General features: G+C 70.1%; 19 protein-coding genes and 1 pseudogene. 11 read left to right on the top strand and 9 right to left on the bottom strand.

Annotated elements, in window-relative coordinates; translation table 11 throughout:
- Positions 1-6: 6 nt before the first annotated feature.
- The 3 genes from AV521_RS29985 to AV521_RS29995 all read left to right on the top strand — a co-directional run bounded on the left by AV521_RS29985 (position 7) and on the right by AV521_RS29995 (position 3,176).
- Positions 7-1,236: an amidohydrolase family protein gene (locus tag AV521_RS29985; RefSeq protein WP_076092640.1), complete on the top strand. Its 1,230-nt coding sequence runs from the start codon at positions 7-9 to the stop codon at positions 1,234-1,236.
- A gap of 68 nt (positions 1,237-1,304) precedes the next feature.
- The gene (locus AV521_RS29990; RefSeq protein ID WP_076092642.1) at positions 1,305-2,015 is read left to right on the top strand and encodes a VIT family protein; all 711 of its coding nucleotides are present in this window, start codon (positions 1,305-1,307) and stop codon (positions 2,013-2,015) included.
- A gap of 114 nt (positions 2,016-2,129) precedes the next feature.
- Positions 2,130-3,176, top strand: a complete 1,047-nt coding sequence (locus AV521_RS29995) for a zinc-dependent alcohol dehydrogenase family protein (protein ID WP_076092644.1) — start codon at positions 2,130-2,132, stop codon at positions 3,174-3,176.
- A 26-nt stretch (positions 3,177-3,202) separates the two neighbouring features.
- Here AV521_RS29995 and AV521_RS30000 read toward each other — a convergent pair whose 3' ends face one another.
- The 3 genes from AV521_RS30000 to AV521_RS30010 all read right to left on the bottom strand — a co-directional run bounded on the left by AV521_RS30000 (position 3,203) and on the right by AV521_RS30010 (position 7,316).
- A complete protein-coding gene (locus tag AV521_RS30000) occupies positions 3,203-4,213 on the bottom strand; it encodes a CopD family protein (RefSeq protein ID WP_076092646.1) in 1,011 nt (336 codons plus the stop codon).
- Positions 4,214-4,313: 100 nt separating this feature from the next.
- Positions 4,314-5,693, bottom strand: coding sequence for a CoA transferase (locus AV521_RS30005; protein WP_076092648.1), 1,380 nt, complete (start codon positions 5,691-5,693; stop codon positions 4,314-4,316).
- A 90-nt stretch (positions 5,694-5,783) separates the two neighbouring features.
- Positions 5,784-7,316, bottom strand: coding sequence for a S8 family serine peptidase (locus tag AV521_RS30010; RefSeq protein WP_076092650.1), 1,533 nt, complete (start codon positions 7,314-7,316; stop codon positions 5,784-5,786).
- A 259-nt stretch (positions 7,317-7,575) separates the two neighbouring features.
- Between AV521_RS30010 and AV521_RS30015 the strand changes: the two genes are divergently transcribed.
- The 3 genes from AV521_RS30015 to moaA all read left to right on the top strand — a co-directional run bounded on the left by AV521_RS30015 (position 7,576) and on the right by moaA (position 10,699).
- Positions 7,576-7,932 carry a DUF485 domain-containing protein gene (locus tag AV521_RS30015; protein WP_076092652.1) on the top strand — a complete coding sequence of 119 codons (357 nt, stop codon included), beginning with the start codon at positions 7,576-7,578 and terminating at the stop codon, positions 7,930-7,932.
- Positions 7,929-9,554 carry a cation acetate symporter gene (locus AV521_RS30020; protein ID WP_076092654.1) on the top strand — a complete coding sequence of 542 codons (1,626 nt, stop codon included), beginning with the start codon at positions 7,929-7,931 and terminating at the stop codon, positions 9,552-9,554. The genes AV521_RS30015 and AV521_RS30020 overlap by 4 nt, the downstream gene beginning before the upstream one ends.
- 155 nt (positions 9,555-9,709) lie before the next feature.
- Entirely contained in the window at positions 9,710-10,699 is a 990-nt protein-coding gene (moaA, locus tag AV521_RS30025; protein ID WP_076092656.1) for a GTP 3',8-cyclase MoaA, read from the top strand.
- 68 nt (positions 10,700-10,767) lie between these two features.
- On the opposite strand, the gene AV521_RS30030 is transcribed toward moaA, so the two are convergent.
- Together AV521_RS30030 and AV521_RS30035 are read right to left on the bottom strand one after the other, a co-directional pair.
- A complete protein-coding gene (locus tag AV521_RS30030) occupies positions 10,768-10,986 on the bottom strand; it encodes a hypothetical protein (RefSeq protein ID WP_023551733.1) in 219 nt (72 codons plus the stop codon).
- A 216-nt stretch (positions 10,987-11,202) separates the two neighbouring features.
- A complete protein-coding gene (locus AV521_RS30035) occupies positions 11,203-11,595 on the bottom strand; it encodes a DUF3099 domain-containing protein (RefSeq protein WP_076092658.1) in 393 nt (130 codons plus the stop codon).
- Between the two features lie 244 nt (positions 11,596-11,839).
- Between AV521_RS30035 and AV521_RS30040 the strand changes: the two genes are divergently transcribed.
- The gene (locus AV521_RS30040; protein WP_076092660.1) at positions 11,840-12,127 is read left to right on the top strand and encodes a GlsB/YeaQ/YmgE family stress response membrane protein; all 288 of its coding nucleotides are present in this window, start codon (positions 11,840-11,842) and stop codon (positions 12,125-12,127) included.
- 99 nt (positions 12,128-12,226) lie between these two features.
- On the opposite strand, the gene tyrS is transcribed toward AV521_RS30040, so the two are convergent.
- The 3 genes and pseudogenes from tyrS to AV521_RS30055 form a co-directional block, all read right to left on the bottom strand.
- Positions 12,227-13,495, bottom strand: a complete 1,269-nt coding sequence (gene tyrS, locus AV521_RS30045; RefSeq protein WP_076092662.1) for a tyrosine--tRNA ligase — start codon at positions 13,493-13,495, stop codon at positions 12,227-12,229.
- Between the two features lie 66 nt (positions 13,496-13,561).
- Positions 13,562-14,956, bottom strand: coding sequence for a TldD/PmbA family protein (locus tag AV521_RS30050; RefSeq protein ID WP_076092664.1), 1,395 nt, complete (start codon positions 14,954-14,956; stop codon positions 13,562-13,564).
- A pseudogene (locus AV521_RS30055) lies at positions 14,953-15,219 on the bottom strand (metallopeptidase TldD-related protein); the annotation flags it as partial. The gene AV521_RS30050 and the pseudogene AV521_RS30055, both read right to left, overlap by 4 nt.
- Positions 15,220-15,558: 339 nt before the next feature.
- Between AV521_RS30055 and AV521_RS30060 the strand changes: the two are divergent.
- The 3 genes from AV521_RS30060 to AV521_RS30075 all read left to right on the top strand — a co-directional run bounded on the left by AV521_RS30060 (position 15,559) and on the right by AV521_RS30075 (position 17,848).
- The gene (locus tag AV521_RS30060; protein WP_076092666.1) at positions 15,559-16,740 is read left to right on the top strand and encodes a helix-turn-helix domain-containing protein; all 1,182 of its coding nucleotides are present in this window, start codon (positions 15,559-15,561) and stop codon (positions 16,738-16,740) included.
- A gap of 314 nt (positions 16,741-17,054) precedes the next feature.
- Positions 17,055-17,336, top strand: coding sequence for a hypothetical protein (locus tag AV521_RS30070; protein WP_076092670.1), 282 nt, complete (start codon positions 17,055-17,057; stop codon positions 17,334-17,336).
- 200 nt (positions 17,337-17,536) lie between these two features.
- Positions 17,537-17,848 carry a putative quinol monooxygenase gene (locus tag AV521_RS30075; RefSeq protein ID WP_076092672.1) on the top strand — a complete coding sequence of 104 codons (312 nt, stop codon included), beginning with the start codon at positions 17,537-17,539 and terminating at the stop codon, positions 17,846-17,848.
- 512 nt (positions 17,849-18,360) lie between these two features.
- Here AV521_RS30075 and AV521_RS30080 read toward each other — a convergent pair.
- On the bottom strand, positions 18,361-18,603 hold the full coding sequence (locus AV521_RS30080) for a chaplin (protein WP_076092674.1): 243 nt from the start codon (positions 18,601-18,603) through the stop codon (positions 18,361-18,363).
- A gap of 788 nt (positions 18,604-19,391) precedes the next feature.
- Here AV521_RS30080 and AV521_RS52805 point away from each other — a divergent pair.
- Positions 19,392-20,483, top strand: coding sequence for a replication initiator (locus tag AV521_RS52805; protein WP_371917076.1), 1,092 nt, complete (start codon positions 19,392-19,394; stop codon positions 20,481-20,483).
- The last annotated feature ends 53 nt before the right edge of the window (positions 20,484-20,536 follow it).

Raw genomic sequence — 20,536 nt, forward strand, 5'->3', positions numbered from 1 at the left:
GACCCGATGAGCGACGACCGCTACACCGTGATCTCCGCCGACTGCCACGCCGGCGCCGACCTCCTCGACTACAAGCCGTATCTGGACAAGCGCCACCACGACGACTTCGACGTCTGGGCGGCCACCTACGTCAACCCCCACGAGGACCTGCTCGCCGACTCCGCCGACCGCAACTGGAACTCCGAGCGGCGTCTCGCGGAGCTGGAGGCGGACGGGATCGTGGCGGAGGTGATCTTCCCGAACACCATCCCGCCGTTCTTCCCGTCGAGTTCCCTGATGGCCCCGCCGCCCACCGCCGAGGACCTCGTACGCCGCTGGGCCGGACTGCGCGCCCACAACCGCTGGCTCGCGGACTTCTGCGCGGCGGCGCCGGGCCGCCGCGCGGGCGTCTTCCAGATCCTGCTGGGCGACGTCGAGGAGGCGGTGAAGGAGATCCGCTGGGCCGCCTCGGCGGGTCTGAGGGGTGGCCTGATGCTGCCCGGCACCCCGCCCGGTTCCGGCCTGCCCGAGCTGCACTCGCCGGTGTACGACCCGATCTGGGCCGCGTGCGCGGAACTCGGCGTCCCCGTCAACCACCACGCCGGCTCGGCCTCCCCGCCGCTCGGCGCGGAACCGGCCGCCCGCGCGGTCTTCATGGTGGAGACGACCTGGTTCTCCCACCGCGCCCTGTGGCACCTGGTGTTCGGCGGCGCCTTCCGCCGCCACCCGGAGCTGAGACTGGTCCTGACCGAACAGGGCTCCGGCTGGATCCCCGGAGTGCTCGGCATGCTGGACTACTACCACGGCCGCCTGGTCGCGACGGCCTCGCAGGCCGACACCGCCGAGGCCAGGTTCGGCACCGGTCTGGCCGCCGGCATGGGCGCGGCGCCCTCCCAGGTGTGGCGGGACCACTGCTTCGTCGGCGCCAGCTTCATGCGCCCGCACGAGGTGCCGCTGCGCGACCGCATCGGCGTCGACAAGATCATGTGGGGCAGCGACTACCCGCACGACGAGGGCACCCATCCCTACACCCGTGAGGCCCTGCGGTTCGCCTTCGCGGGAGTCCCGCGCGAGGAGCTGGCCGCCATGCTCGGCGGCAACGCGGCCCGTGTCTACGGCTTCGACCTCGCCCTCCTCGACCCCATCGCGGCGAAGGTGGGCCCCACGGTGACCGAGGTCGCCGAGCCCCTTCCGGAACCCCCGGCCGACGCGACCAGCCCGGTGTTCGCCCGAGGGGCGTCGCTTCGGGTGTGGTGACGGCTGTCGTCGGCGGCGGGGAGCGTCGGTGCGGCGCGGGCGGCCCGTGGGGTGCGATCCTCCCTGCTGTGACCGAACCCATGCACGAAGAGCCCCACGGGGGCGCGCTCGGCTCGCGGCTGAACTGGCTGCGGGCCGCCGTGCTCGGCGCGAACGACGGCATCGTCTCCACCGCGGGCATCGTCGTCGGCGTGGCCGGCGCGACCGACAGCCGGTCCGCCCTGCTCACCGCCGGACTCGCCGGCCTGCTCGCCGGATCGATGTCCATGGCGGCCGGCGAGTACGTCTCCGTCTCCACCCAGCGCGACTCCGAGGTGGCCGCGCTGGCCGTGGAGAAACGCGAACTGCGGGAGCAGCCGGAGGCCGAGCTGCAGGAGCTGACCACGCTGCTTCAGGAGCGCGGGCTGTCCCGCCCGGTGGCCAGGGAGGCCGCCGAACAGCTCACCGCGCGGGACGCGCTGAAGGCGCACGCGCGCGTGGAGCTCGGAATCGACCCGGACGCGCTGACCAACCCCTGGCACGCGGCCTGGGCGAGCTTCCTGGCCTTCACGGCGGGCGCGCTGCTGCCGCTGCTGGCCATCGTCCTGCCCCCGGCCGGCCTGCGGCTGGTCGTGACCGTCGTCTCCGTCCTGGCCGCGCTCGTCCTCACCGGGTGGGCCAGCGCCCGGCTCGGCTCGGCCGACGGGAAGCGGGCGGTCCTGCGCAACGTCGTGGGCGGGGCACTGGCCATGGGGGTCACCTACGCGGCGGGCAGCCTGCTGGGCGCGGCGGGCGTCTGACCGGCCCGGTGGGCACCCTCGCCGAGCGGTGCACACCCGTCCCGTCGTACCGTGAAGTGCGCTCGACCACCCTCGGAGCGCACCGTACGACCCCGCACGAGAAGGACCCTCGCCATGCGCGCCACCACCATCCACGCCCCGTTCGACATGCGCGTGGAGGACGTCCCCGAGCCCGTGCTGCAGCTGCCCACCGACGCCGTCGTCCGGGTGCTGCGCGCGTGCATCTGCGGCAGCGACCTGTGGGCCTACCGCGGCGAGGCGGCCCGGCAGCCGGGCCAGCGGATCGGGCACGAGTTCCTCGGCGTCGTCGAGGAGACCGGCTCGGAGGTGAGCACCGTCAAGCGCGGTGACCTGGTGGTCGCGCCCTTCATGTGGTCCGACGGCGTCTGCGACTACTGCCGCGAGGGCCTGACGACGTCCTGCGAGCACGGCGGCTTCTGGGGCTCCGTCGGCTATGACGGCGGCCAGGGCGAGGCCGTGCGCGTGCCCTTCGCCGACGGCACCCTGGTCCAGCTGCCCAAGGAGGCGGCCTCCGACGACCACCTGCTGTCCGCCCTGCTGACCCTCTCCGACGTCCTCGGCACCGGCCACCACGCGGCCCTCGGTGCGGGCACCCGGCCCGGCGCCACGGTCGCCGTCGTCGGTGACGGCGCGGTCGGCCTGTGCGCCGTCCTGGCGGCCAAGCGGCTCGGCGCCGAGCGGATCATCGCGCTCGGCCGGCACGAGGTCCGTACCGACATCGCGCGTCGCTTCGGTGCCACCGACGTCGTCGCCGAGCGCGGGGACGCGGCCGTCGAGGCCGTCCGGGAACTCACCCGCGGCCAGGGCGCGCACGCCGTTGTCGAGGCCGTCGGTACCGAGCAATCAATGCGTACGGCGGTCAACATCACCCGCGACGGCGGCGCGATCGGTTTCGTGGGCGTGCCCCACGGCAGCGGCACCGGCCTCGACCTCGGCGTCATGTTCGACCGGAACATCGCCCTGCGCGGTGGTGTCGCCCCGGTCCGCGCCTACATCCCCGACCTGCTGCCCGACGTCCTGGACGGCACGATCGACCCCTCGCCCGTGTTCGACCTGACCGTCGGCATCGAGGGCGTACCCGACGGCTACAAGGCGATGGACGAGCGCACCGCCCTCAAGGTGCTCGTCACCAACGGCTAGTGGGCCGGACAGGTCTCAGATCCCCGTCAGGACCAGCGGATCGGCAGCGGCAGTGCCGTGAGCAGGCCCGAGGTCGCGACGACCGCGCCCAGGGCGATCACCTCGGCCCGCGCGGGCGTGTACGCGGTCAGCGGGTCGGCGGCGCGGCCCAGCCGGATCCGTGCCCACAGGGCGAGCAGCGCGACGGCGGCGACCAGGATCACCTTGGCCAGCAGGGTGCGTCCGTACGCCGTCGTCGTCAGCTGGTCCAGGATCGTGGCCGACGGCATGCGGCGCAGCGCACTGCACACGCCCGTCGCGGTGATGGCCGCCAGCAGAACGCCCGCCACGCGCGCGTAGCGGGCGAGCAGTGCGGCCCCGGCCGGGTCGCCGCGCCACAGCCTGAGCAGCCGCAGCGCGTGCAGCAGACCGCCGGTCCACAGCGTCGCGCACGTGAGGTGCACCAGCGTCAGACCCGAGCCGACCAGGGGGCTCTGCTCGGTCGGGGGATGTGCGCGCAGCGCCTCCGCCACGATCACCGCGGCCAGCGGCCACACCTGTGCCGCCGGGCGCCGGGAGGACGCGCACAGGGCCGCCAGCAGAAGGCCGTTGACCTCCAGCAGCGCCAGCCTGCCGTCGCGGGAGCCGTACAGGCCGCCGACGTCCAGCTGGCCGAGGCGGTGCGGGATCAGATTGCCGGCGGACACCACCGCGGCGAGCGCCAGCGCGGCCACGAAACCGGCGGCGGTCACGAACGGCGCCCAGCTGCACGGCTGTTCGGGCGGGACACCGGGCAGGCGCCGGGCGAGCCGGTGCACGAACAGCTCGCCGAGCGGCACGCTCACCGCGGCGAACAGCACGGCGCGCAGCAGCCCGATGCCGCCGGCCCCCGGCGCGGCGGCCTCCCCGGTGCCGTGCAGTGCGGCCGACGGCCCGAGCAGGGGGATCAGGGCGCCGAGCGCCACCAGGACGAGGAGGGCGACGGCCCGGCCGGTACCGGGCCGCCGGGCGGGTCCCCTCTCGCCGGTCACCTCGGCGGTCGGTCGTATCGAACTCACCCCGTGATCTTCGCCAGTCGCCGCAGAACCGGGCAAGTCCCGGAAAACAAACGGCTGTACGGCATTCCACGCATACATACGTTTCCAGCCGCCCGCTCATTCACCGCCAGCGCGCGCTGTCCGACGCCCAGGGCACCGGAGGCCGCGCGTAGCCGGCGGGGCCGCCCGCGAAGGCCACCGGCGGCCGTGCGTGCCGCAGCCGCCCCAGCGGGCCGTCCGTCTCGGCCAGCCAGGCCTCCGGCCCCTCGTACGGCGCTCCCGAGGCCGAGGCCGGCCGGATCCCGTCCGTCAGCCAGTGCGCGGTCCGGGCCAGCGCCAGCCGCACGAACCGGCCGCCGCCGTCGTACGACTGCTCGGTCAGCGCCCGCAGGACGGCCGCCGCGAGCAGATAGCCGGTGCCGTGGTCCAGCGCCTGCGCGGGCAGTGCGCCCGGCCGCTCGGCCGAACCCTCGGTGGCGGCGATGCCGGTCGCGACCTGCACCAGGCTGTCGAAGCCGCGTCGCGCGCCCCAGGGGCCGTACGCGCCCCACGCCGAGACCTGCGCCACGACCAGCCCGGGCCGGCGCGCGGACAGCGCCTTCGGAGAGAGCCCGAACCGGTCGAGGGCGCCCGGCCGGTAGCCCGTGACGACGACGTCGGCGGAGGCCAGCAGCTCCTCGAAGGTGCCGGGAACGGCGCTCAGATCGAGCGTGGCGGACCGCTTCCCGAAGCCCGTGTCGGCGTGCAGGTCCGGGAGTTCGGGCAGCCAGGGGGCGTCCACGCGGAGCACGTCAGCGCCCAGCAGGGCGAGGGTACGGGTGGCCACCGGGCCGGCGAGCACCCGGGTCAGGTCCAGCACGCGCAGCCCGGCGGCGGGCAGCAGAGGAGCGGCGGCCGGGTCCAGTGGCGCGAGCACGCGCGTAGGTGCAGTGGTCGGCCGCTCGCGCTCGATGAGCGGCCGTGCGGCCACCTCGGCGGCCTGCTCGTGCGCCTGCCACTCCGTGGGAGTGCGCAGGGCCACCGCGAGGCCACCGGCGGCGTAGACGGCCTCCTCGGCCTCCCGCGCGGTGTGCTCGGCGAGCCGGGCGGCCACCGTGTCCGCCGAGGCGTCCGCCGGCAGGTCCAGTGCGCCGAGCAACCGGGCCTGATGGTGCGGGTAGTTGGCGTGGGTGCGCACCCAGCCGTCGGTGGTCCGCCAGAACCGCGACAACGGCGCGAAGGCGACCGGCGCCCGCCCGCCGACCAGCAGGTGCCGTTCGCTGAGGAAGGCGGCCGCCACGGCGCCGTCGTCGACCCGGACTTCGGGCACCTCGGCGAATCCGGCCCGGCGGGCCGCCAGTTCCGCGGCGGCCAGCGCGCACGCGCCGACGCACGCGCGCGCCAGCTCCCGCACGGGAAGCCTGGCCGGAAGAGTGCCGGGGCGCTCGACCGTCGTCACCCGGGAGACGAGGGCGGGATCGCCGCCCAGTGCGGTCCATGCCGACTCGATGTCTATTGCCATCACTACACTATGCAGTATTGATTGATCAATGTTGATTGAATCAATACTTCAAGTGTGGGGTGGATCGGGTCGCGAGTGGGTCGGGCGGGCCTACTTGGTCACCGCGGCCAGCGCGTCCACCACGCCGAAGCCGTAGAAGCCGTTGACACGCTTGCCGCCGACGCAGGTCGCGTCCACGACCCCGTCCCCGTCGCCGTCGTAGGGCCCGCTCGGGCAGCCCGGGTTGTCCGCCTCGGCCTTCAGCAGCGCCTGCAGCTCGGCCGGAGTGGCATGCGGATGCGCCGACTTCAGCAGCGCGGCGACCGCGGCCACGTGCGGGGAAGCCATCGAGGTGCCCTGGAGGAAGCCGTACTGGTTGTTCGGCAGCGTCGACAGGATGCGGCCGTTCTTCGACGGGGTGTCCGGGATCTGGTACTTGTCGCCGCCCGGACCCGCCACGTCGATCACGCCCAGGCCGTAGCTGGAGTAGTACGACTTGGCGCCCTTCACGCCCACCGCGCTCACGGTCACCACGCCGGGCAGCTGGGTCGGCACGTCGAAGCACTCGTGCGGGTCGACCGTGCGTGTCGTGGCGGTCGAGTCGTCGGGGCTGGAGGTGTCCGTGATCGCGTCCGCGTCCAGGTCGTGGTTGGAGTTGCCGGCCGAGGCCACATTGAGCGTGCCCTTGCGCTGTGCATACAGCTGTGCCCTGTTGACCGCGTCAACGATGGCGCGTTGATCGGGATCGTCCATGCAGTTGTACATCCACGGATCCACGTAGTAGCTGTTGTTGGTGATCTGGATACCGTGGTCCGCGGCGAACACAAAGGCGCAGACCACACTCTCCGGATAGAACAGCGATGTCGCGTCCGGCTGGGCCACCGTGATGCTCGCGACTTTCACGCCGGGCGCCACACCGGCCACGCCTATGCCATTGCGGGCCGCGGCTATCTCGCCGGCCACATGGGTGCCGTGGAAGTGGCCGGCGTCCACCGGGCGCCACGCGCCGTACGTCGTGTCCGCCTTGCCGCTCACGCAGTTCGCCGACTGGGCCGCGGAGAAGTTCGGGGCGATGTCCGGGTGGGTGTCGTCGACGCCGGTGTCGATGACGCCGACGGTCACGTTCCTGCTGCCCGGGTTGATCCGCGCGGCCTGGTCGGCGCCGATCGCCCGCAGGTCCCACTGGTCCGCCTCGTACGGCTCCTCGCCCGGCGTCGCGTTCGCGGCGAGCTTCGCGGCCTGCGCCTTCGACAGGACCTGCACCGCGCCCTCGTCGGTCGTTCCCGCGGCGCTCAGCGGCGCGGTGCGCGTGGCGCCCGCCGAGTCCACCCCGCGCACCGAGCGCATCCGCGCGGCGAAGTCCGGGTTCGCGGAGTGGGCGACGGTGACGCCGATCGTGTCGTAACTGGCCACGACGGAACCGCCGTTGCGGAGGATCTCGCGCTGCACGGACTCGATCGTGCGGTGATCCGTACGGGTGTTGACCACGTACGAGAGGTGTGGTCCGTCGTCGGCCGCCCGCACCGCCGGGGCCGTCGCCGGCGCCGCCGAGGCCGCCGCCGGCAGGAAACCGAGCGAGGCGGTCAGCGACAGGACGACGGGCACGGCGAGCGCGAGCCGGCGTCTGGAACGCAGATGAGCCATGGGATCTCCACTTCATCGGGATACGAAACAGCCCGAGACACGGTGGCGCTCGGGCAGGTACATGACGAGTGGTGCAGGCAGAAGCTATCCCCACGGCTCGTCGGACAGCAATGTCTTGGCAATGGCTTGCCCAGACCGCTTGCGAAAGAACTCATAGGACTTGAACCGGTCTTCGCGTGGCGCCGTGGACCTTGGGCAGGGAGCCCGAGCACGATCGATCCCCCCGTTCGTCATTGCATCCGCAACGCGAGGAGACTCCGTGGCCACCGAGACACCGCCCCCCGCCACACCGGGGACCCCCCTTCCCTCCACCGAGGAGTTCGCCGAGGTGCAGCAGAGCACGGAGTTCGGTGAACTGCGCCGCGCCCACCGCTCCTTCGCCTTTCCGCTGACCATCGCGTTCATCTCCTGGTACCTGCTCTACGTGCTGCTCTCCAACTACGCGGACGGCTTCATGGGCACCAAGGTCGCCGGCAACATCAACGTCGCCCTCCTCCTGGGCCTCGCCCAGTTCCTCACCACGTTCCTCATCGCCTGGTGGTACGCCCGGCACGCCGCGGCAAAGCTCGATCCCAAGGCCGAGGCCATCAAGTCCCGTATGGAGGGCGGCGCATGAGCCCCGCACCGCACACGCTGCTGGCCGCCGGCGAGGCGACCCAGCACCGGCCGCTGATCATCACCCTGTTCGCGGTGTTCGTCGCCGCGACCCTCGTCATCACCGTCTGGGCGGGCCGCCAGACCAAGGACGCCGCCGACTTCTACGCCGGCGGGCGGCAGTTCACCGGTTTCCAGAACGGCCTCGCCGTCTCCGGCGACTACATGTCCGCCGCGTCCTTCCTCGGCATCGCCGGCGCCATCGCACTCTTCGGCTACGACGGCTTCCTGTACTCCATCGGCTTCCTCGTCGCCTGGCTCGTCGCCCTGCTCCTGGTCGCCGAGCCGCTGCGCAACTCCGGCCGCTACACCATGGGCGACGTACTGGCGTACCGGATGCGCCAGCGCCCCGTCCGCACGGCGGCGGGCACATCCACCATCGTGGTCTCGATTTTCTACCTGCTGGCGCAGATGGCCGGCGCCGGCGTCCTCGTCTCGCTCCTGCTCGGCATCACCAGCGACGGCGGCAAGATCGGCATCGTCGCCCTGGTCGGCGTCCTGATGATCGTGTACGTCACCATCGGCGGCATGAAGGGCACCACGTGGGTCCAGATGGTCAAGGCGGTGCTGCTGATCCTGGGCGCCCTGCTGCTGACCTTCCTGGTCCTGCTGAAGTTCCACTTCAACATCTCCGACCTGCTCGGCAAGGCCGCCGACAACAGCGGCAAGGGTTCGGCCTTCCTGGAGCCCGGCCTGAAGTACGGCGCCACCGGCACCACCAAGCTGGACTTCATTTCGCTCGGCATCGCCCTGGTCCTCGGCACCGCGGGTCTGCCGCACATCCTGATTCGCTTCTACACCGTGCCCACCGCGAAGGCCGCGCGTAAGTCGGTCATCTGGGCGATCGGCCTGATCGGCGCCTTCTACCTGATGACCCTCGCCCTCGGCTTCGGCGCGGCGGCCCTCATCAAGCCGGCCGAGATCATCGCCTCCAACAAGGCGGGCAACACGGCCGCACCGCTCCTCGCGCTGCACCTCGGCGGCGTCGACTCCAACTGGGGCGCCGTCCTGCTCGCCAGCGTCTCCGCGGTCGCCTTCGCCACGATCCTCGCGGTCGTCGCGGGCCTGACCCTGGCCTCGTCGTCCTCCTTCGCGCACGACATCTACGCCAACGTCATCAAGAAGGGGCAGGCCACAGAGAAGGAGGAGATCGGCGCGGCCCGCTGGGCGACCGTCGGCATCGGCGCGGTCTCGATCGTGCTCGGCGCCCTGGCCCGCGACCTGAACGTGGCCGGCCTGGTCGCCCTCGCCTTCGCGGTCGCCGCCTCCGCGAACCTGCCGACCATCCTCTACAGCCTGTTCTGGAAACGGTTCACCACCTCGGGCGCCCTGTGGTCGATCTACGGCGGCCTGGTCACCGCGGTCGGCCTGGTGCTGTTCTCACCGGTGGTCTCCGGCAGCCCGGCCTCGATGTTCCCCCACGTCGACTTCCACTGGTTCCCGCTGGAGAACCCCGGCGTCATCTCCATCCCCGTCGGCTTTCTGCTCGGCGCCGTGGGCAGCCTGCTGTCGAAGGAGGTCCCGGACACCGGCAAGTACGCCGAACTTGAGGTGCGGTCCCTGACCGGCACCGGGGCACACTGACATTCGTACGACGGCCGCGTCGTCCGGGGCTGTAGGGTCCTACGACGCGGCCGTGTCGTACCTCGTCTGATCGGGCCGCTGTCGATGTCAGTGGTGTCACGTAGGCTCGCCAGTGACGGGAAACAATGGTTCCGGTATCGAGGGAGGGGGCCCACGTGCTCATCGACACCTACGGCCGAGTGGCCACCGACCTGAGGGTCTCGCTGACCGACCGCTGCAATCTGCGCTGCACGTACTGCATGCCCGAGGAGGGCCTGCAGTGGCTGGCCAAGCCCGACCTGCTCACGGACGACGAGATCGTCCGCCTCATCGACATCGCCGTACGCATGCTCGGCATCGAGGAGGTCCGCTTCACCGGGGGCGAGCCCCTGCTGCGCCCGGGCCTGGTCGGCATCGTGGAGCGCGTCGCGGCCCTCGCCCCGCGCCCCCAGATGTCCCTCACCACCAACGGCATCGGCCTGAAGCGCACCGCGACCGCCCTGAAGGCCGCCGGCCTGGACCGGGTCAACGTCTCGCTGGACACCCTCCGCCCCGAGGTCTTCAAGGCCCTGACCCGCCGCGACCGGCACAAGGACGTCATCGATGGCCTGGAAGCCGCCCACGCGGCAGGCCTCACCCCCGTCAAGATCAACACGGTCCTGATGCCGGGCCTGAACGAGGACGAGGCCCCCGACCTGCTGTCCTGGGCCATGGAGCAGGGCTACGAACTGCGATTCATCGAGCAGATGCCCCTGGACGCCCAGCACGGCTGGAAGCGCGAGGGCATGGTCACCGCCGGAGACATCCTCGCCTCTCTGCGCACCCGCTTCGACCTCACCCCCGAGGGCGCCGACGCACGCGGCTCGGCACCGGCGGAGCGCTGGCTGGTGAACGGCGGCCCGCACCGGGTCGGCGTCATCGCCTCGGTCACCCGCCCATTCTGCGCGGCCTGTGACCGCACCCGCCTCACGGCCGACGGCCAGATACGCACATGCCTGTTCGCGACAGAGGAAACCGACCTCCGCGCGGCCCTGCGCTCCGACGCCCCGGACGAGGAGATCGCCCGCATCTGGAAGCTCGCGATGTGGGGGAAGAAGGCGGGGGCGGGACTGGACGACCCGTCGTTCGTGCAGCCGGACCGGCCGATGTCGGCGATTGGCGGCTGAGCAGCCAACTCAAGGGGCACGGGGAACTGCGCGCCCGGCCCACCACGGCCCGCAGTGAGGGAGAGACCTCAGCCGCCCCCTTCCTCCTCCCACTCCTTCAGCAACACGACGTCCTTGAGGAACCCCCGCACCCCGAGGAACTGCGAAAGATGCTCGCGGTGTTCCTCACAGGCGAGCCATGTCTTGCGCCGCTCCGGCGTATGGATCTTCGGGTTGTTCCACGCCAGGACCCATACGGCAGCGGCACGGCAGCCCTTGGCGGAGCAGATCGGGGTCTCGTCACTCACAGGTTCGTCTCGCAGAAAGAGGCCCGGACAAGGCGACGCCGAGCAGCCACGGGGGGAGCTGCCCGGCGTCGGTCCGTCGCTCCGACGGGGGATGCGGAGCGCGTACGCAGTATGTCACGGGTACCCCGCCGCCCGGCACTGGAACTACACGATTGATCTGAGCTTTTCTTGAGCTTGACGGGAGGGCGCGTTCCGCTTCCGCCCCGCCCACAGCCGTCACGCGGGGTCGGATCGCTCACCACGTGCCCCCGTCGGATGAGCCGCCGCGTCCTCCGGAACGGATTCCGCCTGTGCCTCCTCCGCCCGCGGCGGTGTGATCATCGGCCGGGTCGGCGCGACGATGAACGTCGAGGGAAGCGACGGCGGCCGCTCCCGGCCCGCGTTCGCGATCACCACAGCGACATAGGGAAGCAGCGCACCGGCCACGAGGGCGACGAAGGCGACGTGCCGCTCGACGTTCCACAGCGCGACAGCGAGGATCACCGAAGCCGTGCGGATCGTCATCGAGATGACGTACCGTCGCTGCCGGCCCCGTACATCCTCCGCGAGTCCCGTCCGGGCTCCCGTGATCCGGAACACCTGGGCGCCGCCACCGTGCTGTTTCCGCATCACATTCCACCATCCGCCCGCATCGGACTCTCCCCGGCCCGCACCGTCGTCCCACGGCCGGCGGGGAACCGGTCGGGACATCTCCCACGTTACGCCGCGTGTCCGCCGCCTACGAGACCGGGTCGCCCACTGCCTGCGGTAACGCCTTCGGCCCTGCCGCGCACGGAGACCCCGACATGCGCCGTACGGCCCACCGACCCACACTGGCCGTAATGCTCACGTCGAGCCGTACGAGGAGGCAGCCATGGGCTGGTTGTGGGCGGTCATCGTGGGATTCGTACTGGGCGTCATCGCCAAGGCGGTCATCCCCGGCAAGCAGCACAGCCCGCTGTGGCTGACCACCATCTGCGGCATGCTGGGCGCCATCGTCGGCAACGCGGTCGCCCGCGCCGTAGGAGTCGCGGCGACCCGCGGCATCGACTGGAGCCGGCACATCTTCCAGCTGGTGGCCGCGATCATCATCGTCGCGGCCGTGGACGCCCTGTACATGGCGACGCTGGGCAAGAGGAGACAACAGCGGGCCGGGGCTTGAAAACACGCTGGTGGGAGGCGCCCCAAAAGGGGCGCGGGGAACTGCGCGACCAGCCACGACGAAGCCGCAGTCGCCAGATCACCCACGCCCCTACGGTGCTCAGGCGCTCGTGACCTCCACCGCGGCAAGGTTCTTCTTCCCCCGCCGCAACACCAGCCACCGCCCGTCCAGCAGATCCTCGGAGGAGGGCAGCGCGTCCTCGGAGGCGACCTTCACGTTGTTCACGTAGGCCCCACCCTCCTTCACGGTCCGCCGCGCAGCCGACTTGCTGGCGACGAGCCCGACCTCGGCGAACAGATCGACCACCGGACCAAGCTCCGTGACCTGGATGTGCGGCACCTCGGACAGCGCCGCGGCCAGCGTCCGGCCGTCCAGCTCCGCCAGCTCACCCTGCCCGAAAAGGGCCTTCGACGCGGCGACCACCGCTGCCGTCTGGCCGGCGCCGTGCACCAGCGTCGTCAGCTCCTCGGCGAGCGCGCGCTGTGCCGCGCGGGCCTGCGGCCGCTCCTCGGTCTGCCGCTCCAGCTCCTCGATCTCCTCTCGGGACCGGAAGCTGAAGATGCGCAGGAACTTCGAGACGTCCCGGTCATCGGCGTTGACCCAGAACTGGTAGAACGCGTACGGCGTGGTCATCTCGGGGTCGAGCCACACCGTGCCGGACTCGGTCTTGCCGAACTTGGTGCCGTCCGCCTTGGTGATCAGTGGGGTGCCGAGCGCGTGCACCACGGCGTCCGGCTCGACCCGGTGGATCAGGTCGGTGCCGGAGGTGAGGTTGCCCCACTGGTCGCTGCCACCGGTCTGCAGCGTGCAGCCGTACCGCCGGTACAGCTCCAGGAAGTCCATGCCCTGCAGGATCTGGTAGCTGAACTCGGTGTAGCTGATACCCGCGTCGGAGTTGAGCCGCCGGGAGACGGCCTCCTTGGCGATCATCTTGTTGACCCGGAAGTGCTTGCCGATGTCGCGCAGGAACTCGATGGCCGACAGGCCCTGGGTCCAGTCCAGGTTGTTGACCATGACCGCGGCGTTCGGGCCCTCGAAGTCCAGCAGCGGCTCGATCTGCGCGCGCAGCCGCTCCACCCACTGGGCGACGATCTCCGGCGCGTTCAGCGTGCGCTCGGCGGTGGGCTTCGGGTCACCGATCAGACCCGTGGCACCCCCGACCAGGCCCAGCGGGCGGTGGCCCGCCTGCTGGATGCGGCGCATCGTCAGGATCTGCACCAGGTTGCCGAGGTGCAGACTGGGCGCGGTCGGGTCGAAGCCGCAATAGAACGTGACGGGGCCGTCCGCGAACGCCTTGCGCAGTGCGTCCTCGTCCGTGGAGAGGGCGATGAGCCCCCGCCACTTCAGCTCGTCGACGATGTCCGTCACGGTTCTCGTGTCTCCTCGGTGATCTTCGGGTGGCCGGGCGACACCCGACCACGAACGACTACGAGGTTATACGCCCTGACTGACAGAGCTCATGTTGAAATCCGGGATCCGCAGCGCGGGCATCTCGGCCCGGGTGAACCAGTCGCTCCACTCGCGCGGCAGCGTCTTCTCCGTACGCCCCGCCTCCGCGGCCCGCCGCAGCAGGTCCACCGGCGACTCGTTGAACCGGAAGTTGTTCACCTGCCCGGTCACCTCGCCGTTCTCCACGAGGTAGACGCCGTCCCGGGTCAGACCCGTGAGCAGCAGCGTCGCCGGGTCGACCTCGCGGATGTACCACAGGCAGGTCAGCAGCAGCCCGCGCTCCATGTCCGCGACCATGTCCGGCAGCGAGCGCTCGTTTCCGCCGTCCAGGATCAGGTTCCCGAGCGCCGGGGCCACCGGCAGCCCGGTCAGGGCGGCGCTGTGCCGGGTGGTCGTGAGGTTCTTGAGCACGCCTTCACCGATCCACTCGGTGGCGCGGGCCGGCAGACCGTTGTCGAACACCGACTGGTCGCCGCCCGAGGAGTGGGCGACCACGAAGGGCGCGCACTCCAGGCCCGGCTCGTTCGGGTCGCTGCGCAGCGTCAGCGGCAGCCCGGAGAGCTTCTCGCCCACGCGCGTGCCGCCGCCCGGCCTGGAGAACACCGTCCGGCCCTCGGCCGCGTCCCGGCCCGACGCCGACCACAGCTGGTAGATCAGCAGGTCCGCCACGGCCGTGGGCGGCAGCAGCGTCTCGTAGCGGCCCGCCGGCAGCTCCACCCGCCGCTCGGCCCAGCCGAGCCGTACGGCCAGCTCGGCGTCGAGCGCGCCCGCGTCGATGTCCTTGAAGTCCCGCGTGGAGCGGCCGGCCCACGCCGAGCGCGTACGGTCGGGCGATTTGGCGTTGAGCTCCAGCGTGCCGGTGGGCTGGTCGTGCCGCAGGCGCAGCCCGGTGGACGTACCCAGGTACGTCGACACCATCTCGTGGTTGGCGAAGCCGTACAGCTCGCGGCCGCCCGCACGCGCGCGTGCGAACGCCTCACCGAGCGCCGGCGCGAAGTCGGCGAACACGGCGGAGGAGGTCTCGGCCGGCGCGTCCGTGAAGTCCGCTGCCGGTGGCACATCGCCGACCAGCGGCTGTGCGTCCTCGGCGGGCCCGGCCCCGCGCGCGGCGGTCTCGGCGGCCCGCACCAGCGGCTCCAGCTCCTGCGCGGTGACCGCCGAGCGGGACACGACACCGGAGGCGGTGCCCTCCTTGCCGTCCACGGTCGCGATCACGGTGAGCGTACGACCGCGCGTCACACCGTTCGTGGTGAGCGCGTTGCCCGCCCAGCGCAGGTTGGCGGTGGAGTGCTCGTCGGCGATGACGACACAGCCGTCGGCCCGGGACAGCGCCAGCGCCTGCTCGACGATCTCGTGCGGCTTGTGGGTACGCGCGCTCATCGACCGGCCTCCTGGGTCGTGTTGAGGATGTTGACAGATCTGAAGACGGCGGACGGGCACCCGTGCGACACGGAGGCCACCTGGCCGGGCTGGGCCTTGCCGCAGTTGAAGGCGCCGCCGAGGACGTACGTCTGCGGACCGCCGACAGCCGCCATGGAGCCCCAGAAGTCGGTCGTGTTCGCCTGGTAGGCGACGTCCTTCAGCTGTCCGGTGATCCGCCCGTTCTCGATCCTGAAGAAGCGCTGCCCCGTAAATTGGAAGTTCACAGCAGGGTCAGGGGGCATACCTCTCTGATCGGCGTTCGTGCAGGTCAGGCGGTCATTCACGGTCTGCCCTCAATCCCTGTTCATACGGGGTGAAACCGGACTGTACGGGGTCTGGTGATGACCTGGTGTCGACCTCCGGGACCCGCCTCGGGGCTACCTGGGGCGGGTCCTGGAGACTGGCTCCAGATCGGATCAGAGACTACCCATCGGCGGTCCGGACTGGGATGCGAATATCGCCCTGACCTCAGACTCTCCAGCCACATGACAAGGCAGCCTGCGGGAGTGACGAGCGGTGAAGGCTGCCCGGACGGACGGCGGGCGCCGTACGCTCGAATCATGAGTGCCGACATTGGCAAGCGGCTTCAGGACGTACGCAAGCGACGCGGCATGACGCAGCGTCAGCTAGCGACCGAGTCCGGCGTGTCCCTGTCCTTGATCAGGAAGCTGGAGCAAGGGGAGCGGGCTGACACGCGCCTGGAGACTGCGCGTCGGCTGGCGAAGGTCCTCCGAGTGCCTACGACGAACCTCATTGCTGATCATGAGGACGATCCCGAGACGGCGCCTGGCGCTGATGATCGTTGGGAGGCTGTCCGGCGTGCGCTCGTGGCGCCGGTACGGGCGAACGGGACGGCGGAAGAGCCGACCGTGGGCGGTGTTCGGGACGCGCTGGAATCGGCCCTGCCGCTCTTCTCCGGTGATCGTTTCGCGGAGCTGAGTGTGATCCTTCCGCCCCTGCTGCGGGAAGCTGATCTGATCGCCGAAAGTGGCCCGGAGGGGCGCGCCGTACGCGTCCGGCTCTCACAGCTCACAGGCTGGCTGCTCACCCAGACTCGACAGTTCGAGGCGGCCGACATCGCTCTGTCCCGGTCGCTGGAGGAGTCGTCGGACCGGCTTCAGGCGGCGGCGACGGTGAGCACACAGTGCTGGCTCTTGCTGCGGCGCGGTCGGCTGGCTGAGGCGCGGGAGCTGGCGACGCGGTGGGCGGATGAGGTCGAGCCCCGTATTTCGCGGGCGACTCCGGCGGAGCTGAGCGCGTGGGGCTGGCTGCTGCTGCGGGCCTCCGCTGCTGCGATCCGGGACAACCGGCCTGGGGAGGCCGAAGACGCGTTGCGCTACGCCAACTCGGCGGCGGTCGCGATGGGGCGGGAGTTCGCTCCGCGCGACGACTTCTTGCAGGCGTTCGGGCCGGTCACGGTGGCTCTGAAGCGGGCCGAGAATGCCATGATCGTCGACAAGCCGGACTTGGTGCTCAAGCTCTCAAAGCGCATCCCGACCAGCGGTATGCGGCCCACGTCCAACAACCGCAACCGTCACCTCCTGGACGTGGCAGAGGCACATGCTCGGTCGCGTGACTACGCGAAGACGGTTGAGGTCTTGCAAGGGATCCGCGCGGACGCTCCACAGTGGCTGCCCAACCAACGCTACGCGCGGGACATCTTCGGCCGAGTGATCGCGCGTCGGCGCACCCTCACGCAGGAGATGCGGGACCTGGCTGACGCGATCGGCGTACCGGTGTGACTTGGTGTGGCACTTCAGGCTGGCCGCTCATCGAAGTGCCATTGAGGTGTGTTCCTGCCGTTACATAGCGTCATATGCATGGCGACCCAAGGTAGAGCAGCAGAGACAGCTGTCCGTGAGTGCATGACCACGGTCGATGCCGATGCGCGTCAGTGGGAGTACACGACCTATGCCCCCGGCGGTGAGACGTGCCCGGCGTGCGGGAAGCCGATCAAGGGCCTTGAGAGCTGTCGCCGGGGGATGCTGGCTCGCCGGGGCTCGTCTCCGATCGTGGCCTACTGGCACACGGCTTGCGCACCGAAGGAGGCGGGGCAGTGATCCCGATGGAGATCTACAAGAGCAGCAAGAAGGCCGCTGCTGACGCGCACGAGATGCTGTGTCAGGCGCTGTTGGCGATCGGGATTCCGAGGCGGGATCTTGGCTGGCTGGCTCCGCGCGTAGCGCCGGACGGCTGTCCGATGGTGGCCATGGGCACGTGGAACGCTGACGTGGTGCAGAGGGTAGCGGCGCATCTGATGGCGTCACCTGCGTACGTCAAGACGTTGCCGGACGGCCGCGTCGTAGGCGATCACGCCCACGTGATGCGAGACGAGTAGACCCCGGCGCGCTGGGTGACGGCGAATCAGGACTCAGTGCGTCGGCTTCCCCGACCGTAGCTTCGCATCCGGTGGTTCACGGACGGGGCTCTCCGCTGTTTGAGCAGTGACGAAGACCGATAGACGGCCCCTCCGATCGATTGTTGGCCCATGCGAGGATCGCTTCTCCAAGGTGAGCACGTTGGTAGGTGGAGATAGGTATGGCCAAGGTCGGTCTGTACGTGAAATTCCGCGCGCAGTCGGGGCAGCGCGACGCCCTAGTGAAGGTGCTGCTAGGGGCTGCGGACCTCATGGCTGGCGCTCCGGGCTGCGAGTTGTACGTAGTGAATACCGCCTCCGGCGAGGAGGATATGGTGTGGGTCACGGAGATCTGGCGCAGTGCGGCTGACCATGAGGACTCGCTGTCAGTGGCCGGGGTGAAGGAACTGATCGGACAGGCGATGCCCCTGCTGGCAGGTCCGCCCGAGCGGATCGATGTTCAGCCTGCGGGTGGCGTCGGAATGCGAGGGTGAACGGCCCCAATGCCCATGGGGGCCACCTATCGAACCCCGCCGGGGCCACCTATCGGTCTTTGTCGCATGAACCTGTGGTGCCGTGATGGCGCGCTGTGGGCACGCCGCCGGCCGTAGAGGCTTTTGGGCGGGAGCTGCCATGGGGCGAGTGAACAGGGGGCCTTACGCTCGCCAGCGGATCGGGCAGTCTTTGGGACCTGCCCGCAGTAGCCCGATCGGCTCCCTGTTCTTCGAGGCTCGCCCCATGGTGGCTGCCTAAAAGCCTCGTAGGCCGTCGGCCCCAGCCCCAGAGGGTGAACACAGCCTCGTCCCTCCGGAGCGGGGTCGAGTCGCCTGATACTGCACGGGACGGGCTCTTGGGCTAGGGACGTCCGACGAGTCGTGGTACCTGCCCGTCCGAGCCTGATGCCCTTGCGGGACGTAGTGGCAACCGTGTTACGCAACGAGCGTGCCCCCGCCCTGTCCCCGGCTGGTAGGGCTGGGCAGGGGCAATGCGGCGTCTACCCGCGACCTCAGGAATTAGAACTTTCGTTGCCGAAATCCGGGTTGAGAAGGCCGACCACGTTGAGTGTGTTACCCGTGGCGTTGACGGGAACATGCACGGGGGCCTGAACAAGGTTGCCGGAGACGATGCCGGGGGAGTGTTCGGCCTTGCCGTCGGCGTTGGCTCCTCCATGGGCCATTGCAAATCCAGTACTGGTCAGCAGAGCAGCTGCGATCAGGCCGGTCGTGGCAAAGACGGTGCGTGCGCGCATGGTTCCTCCTGTGTGGTAGGTCGCCCGGGTTCTGCACCGTCGGATGATCCGAGAAACGCCTCTCACTTGAACGGGAACGCAAACCCATTCCTTCGGGAAAGGTGGACCGTGCTGTTGACGCGCCCACGTACAAGCCAGTCGCCCGACCCGTCGGACAGGCATGTTGCCGGTGAGGGCGGCGCGGCCTGGATCGGTGGCTGGCCTGCAGGAGGCCGTGAGCCTCGGGCCAGAGTTCTCGGGATCGGGGCGGGCAAGGTGGGGCGTGCTGGATCTGGCGCACGTCTGCGGGGTCGCCTGGTATGCGCCGGGGCGGCGGCGCGCCGAAGGCGCGCCCTGGAAAAAGTAAAGCCAGATTCCGCCACGCCCCGAACCGCTGACCGCTCCGGGCTCCCGATGGGTGCATGGCACGTTGCGCAACCGGCCAGACAGACACGCTCAGTTCACCACTACCGGGCCGTACGACTTTCTCTCTCCGGGCGCACCCTCAGATGCCCTGTCTGCGACGGAAATCAGGTTGACAATCGGCCCCCGCCCTGAGTCGGCACCTGCTGATGCTGTTCTTACTCCGGCCGATTCTGGTACGGATTTCCCACGGTCCGGGACGCTGCGCTGAGCCGTGGGCCCCGGAAAATCACAGGCCTCCTGTCGGTGGCAACTCATATAATTCCAAGGCAAGTTAGCTGCGCCTGGTCAGGGCGTACGCAGGATAAGCGCCCTGTAAGCGCAAAGGAGAAAAGTCATGAACACCCGCTATCTACTTCCCGACTTGAGGCTCTGGAGGCCGCGTCATGTCTGCCGACTCCGGCAACGAAACCACACGCAAAACCCGCCTGTCCGCCGCGTCGTCCGCTCCGGCCGAGCGTTCCGGCGCGCTGGCACGCGAACTACGTCTACAAGCTCTCTCAGAGGCGGACCGTGATCTCATACGGCTCGTCAGTGATCCGCTCTATCCGCGCTGGCGGGAGCAGATCAAAGCCATCGGTGGCTGTGCCCACCCGATTTACCTGTCCGGTTCCACGGTCACTCGTGATGCGGTTACGGGTGAGGTGATCTCGTCCTACTCGACCGCTGGGGAACCTGGTGAGCGGCTGGCCGTGCGCTGCCGCAACCGGCGTGCCTCGGTGTGTGAGCCGTGCTCTCGCCTGCACGCGGGGGACACGTTCCAGCTCGTTCGTGCGGGCCTGTCCGGCGGCAAGGGGGTCCCCGAGGGCGTGAAAGATCGCCCCCGGCTGTTCGTCACGCTCACTGCCCCCTCGTTCGGGCCGGTGCATCGCGTGCTGGACGGGGAACCCTGCCGTCCTCGCCGTGATGATCCGCGCTGCGAGCATGGGCGGCGGCTCGGCTGCGGCCTGGCCCACACCGAGGATGACCCCCTGGTGGGTCTGCCGCTGTGCCCGGACTGCTACGACTACGTGGGCCACGTGCTGTGGCACGCGCACGCCGGGCGCCTGTGGGACCGGTTCACCACCACCGTGCGGCTCGACGCGTTCGGGACGTGGGGAGACCGGGGCTGGTTCTTCGAGTCTCCTCGGCTGAATGATCGCCACCCGTCCTATGACTGGTTTCTGGATCAGTTCAAGGCTGCGGCCAAGCTGGCCGGGACTCCGCAGTACACCCCGAAGAGCTTCCGGCACTTCTTCGTCTCCGAGGCCATCCACGCTCAGATCCCGCTCTTCGAGGTGGCGGCGTGGGTCGGTCACCGGACCACTCGGACCACGGAGCTGGTCTACGGCCACCTCGTCCGCCGTGCCATGGACCGGGGGGCCCGCACGATGCACAACCGCCTGGGGCTGAAGCTGCAGCCCTTCAAGGGCCTCATCGCCCCGCCCTCGCTGACGCCCTCTGAGGACGACATCGAGGACTGGGACGACGTGGCGTAGGTGGTTGGGTGTGATCGCGTGTCGACCCAGTGCAGACTTCGAGTCGGATCGGT

The organism is Streptomyces sp. IMTB 2501, assembly GCF_001953885.1.
GTDB lineage: Bacteria > Actinomycetota > Actinomycetes > Streptomycetales > Streptomycetaceae > Streptomyces.

What these genes read in the sequence shown, in the direction of transcription:
- AV521_RS29995 (WP_076092644.1), top strand. Translation starts at nt 2,130, where the DNA reads ATGCGCGCCACCACCATCCACGCCCCGTTCGACATGCGCGTGGAGGAC.
- AV521_RS30075 (WP_076092672.1), top strand. Translation starts at nt 17,537, where the DNA reads ATGGCCAAGGTCGGTCTGTACGTGAAATTCCGCGCGCAGTCGGGGCAG.
- AV521_RS30005 (WP_076092648.1), bottom strand. Translation starts at nt 5,693, where the DNA reads ATGGCAATAGACATCGAGTCGGCATGGACCGCACTGGGCGGCGATCCC.
- AV521_RS30060 (WP_076092666.1), top strand. Translation starts at nt 15,559, where the DNA reads ATGAGTGCCGACATTGGCAAGCGGCTTCAGGACGTACGCAAGCGACGC.
- AV521_RS52805 (WP_371917076.1), top strand. Translation starts at nt 19,392, where the DNA reads ATGTCTGCCGACTCCGGCAACGAAACCACACGCAAAACCCGCCTGTCC.
- AV521_RS30010 (WP_076092650.1), bottom strand. Translation starts at nt 7,316, where the DNA reads ATGGCTCATCTGCGTTCCAGACGCCGGCTCGCGCTCGCCGTGCCCGTC.
- AV521_RS29985 (WP_076092640.1), top strand. Translation starts at nt 7, where the DNA reads ATGAGCGACGACCGCTACACCGTGATCTCCGCCGACTGCCACGCCGGC.
- AV521_RS30020 (WP_076092654.1), top strand. Translation starts at nt 7,929, where the DNA reads ATGAGCCCCGCACCGCACACGCTGCTGGCCGCCGGCGAGGCGACCCAG.
- AV521_RS30035 (WP_076092658.1), bottom strand. Translation starts at nt 11,595, where the DNA reads ATGCGGAAACAGCACGGTGGCGGCGCCCAGGTGTTCCGGATCACGGGA.
- AV521_RS30050 (WP_076092664.1), bottom strand. Translation starts at nt 14,956, where the DNA reads ATGAGCGCGCGTACCCACAAGCCGCACGAGATCGTCGAGCAGGCGCTG.
- AV521_RS30040 (WP_076092660.1), top strand. Translation starts at nt 11,840, where the DNA reads ATGGGCTGGTTGTGGGCGGTCATCGTGGGATTCGTACTGGGCGTCATC.
- AV521_RS30080 (WP_076092674.1), bottom strand. Translation starts at nt 18,603, where the DNA reads ATGCGCGCACGCACCGTCTTTGCCACGACCGGCCTGATCGCAGCTGCT.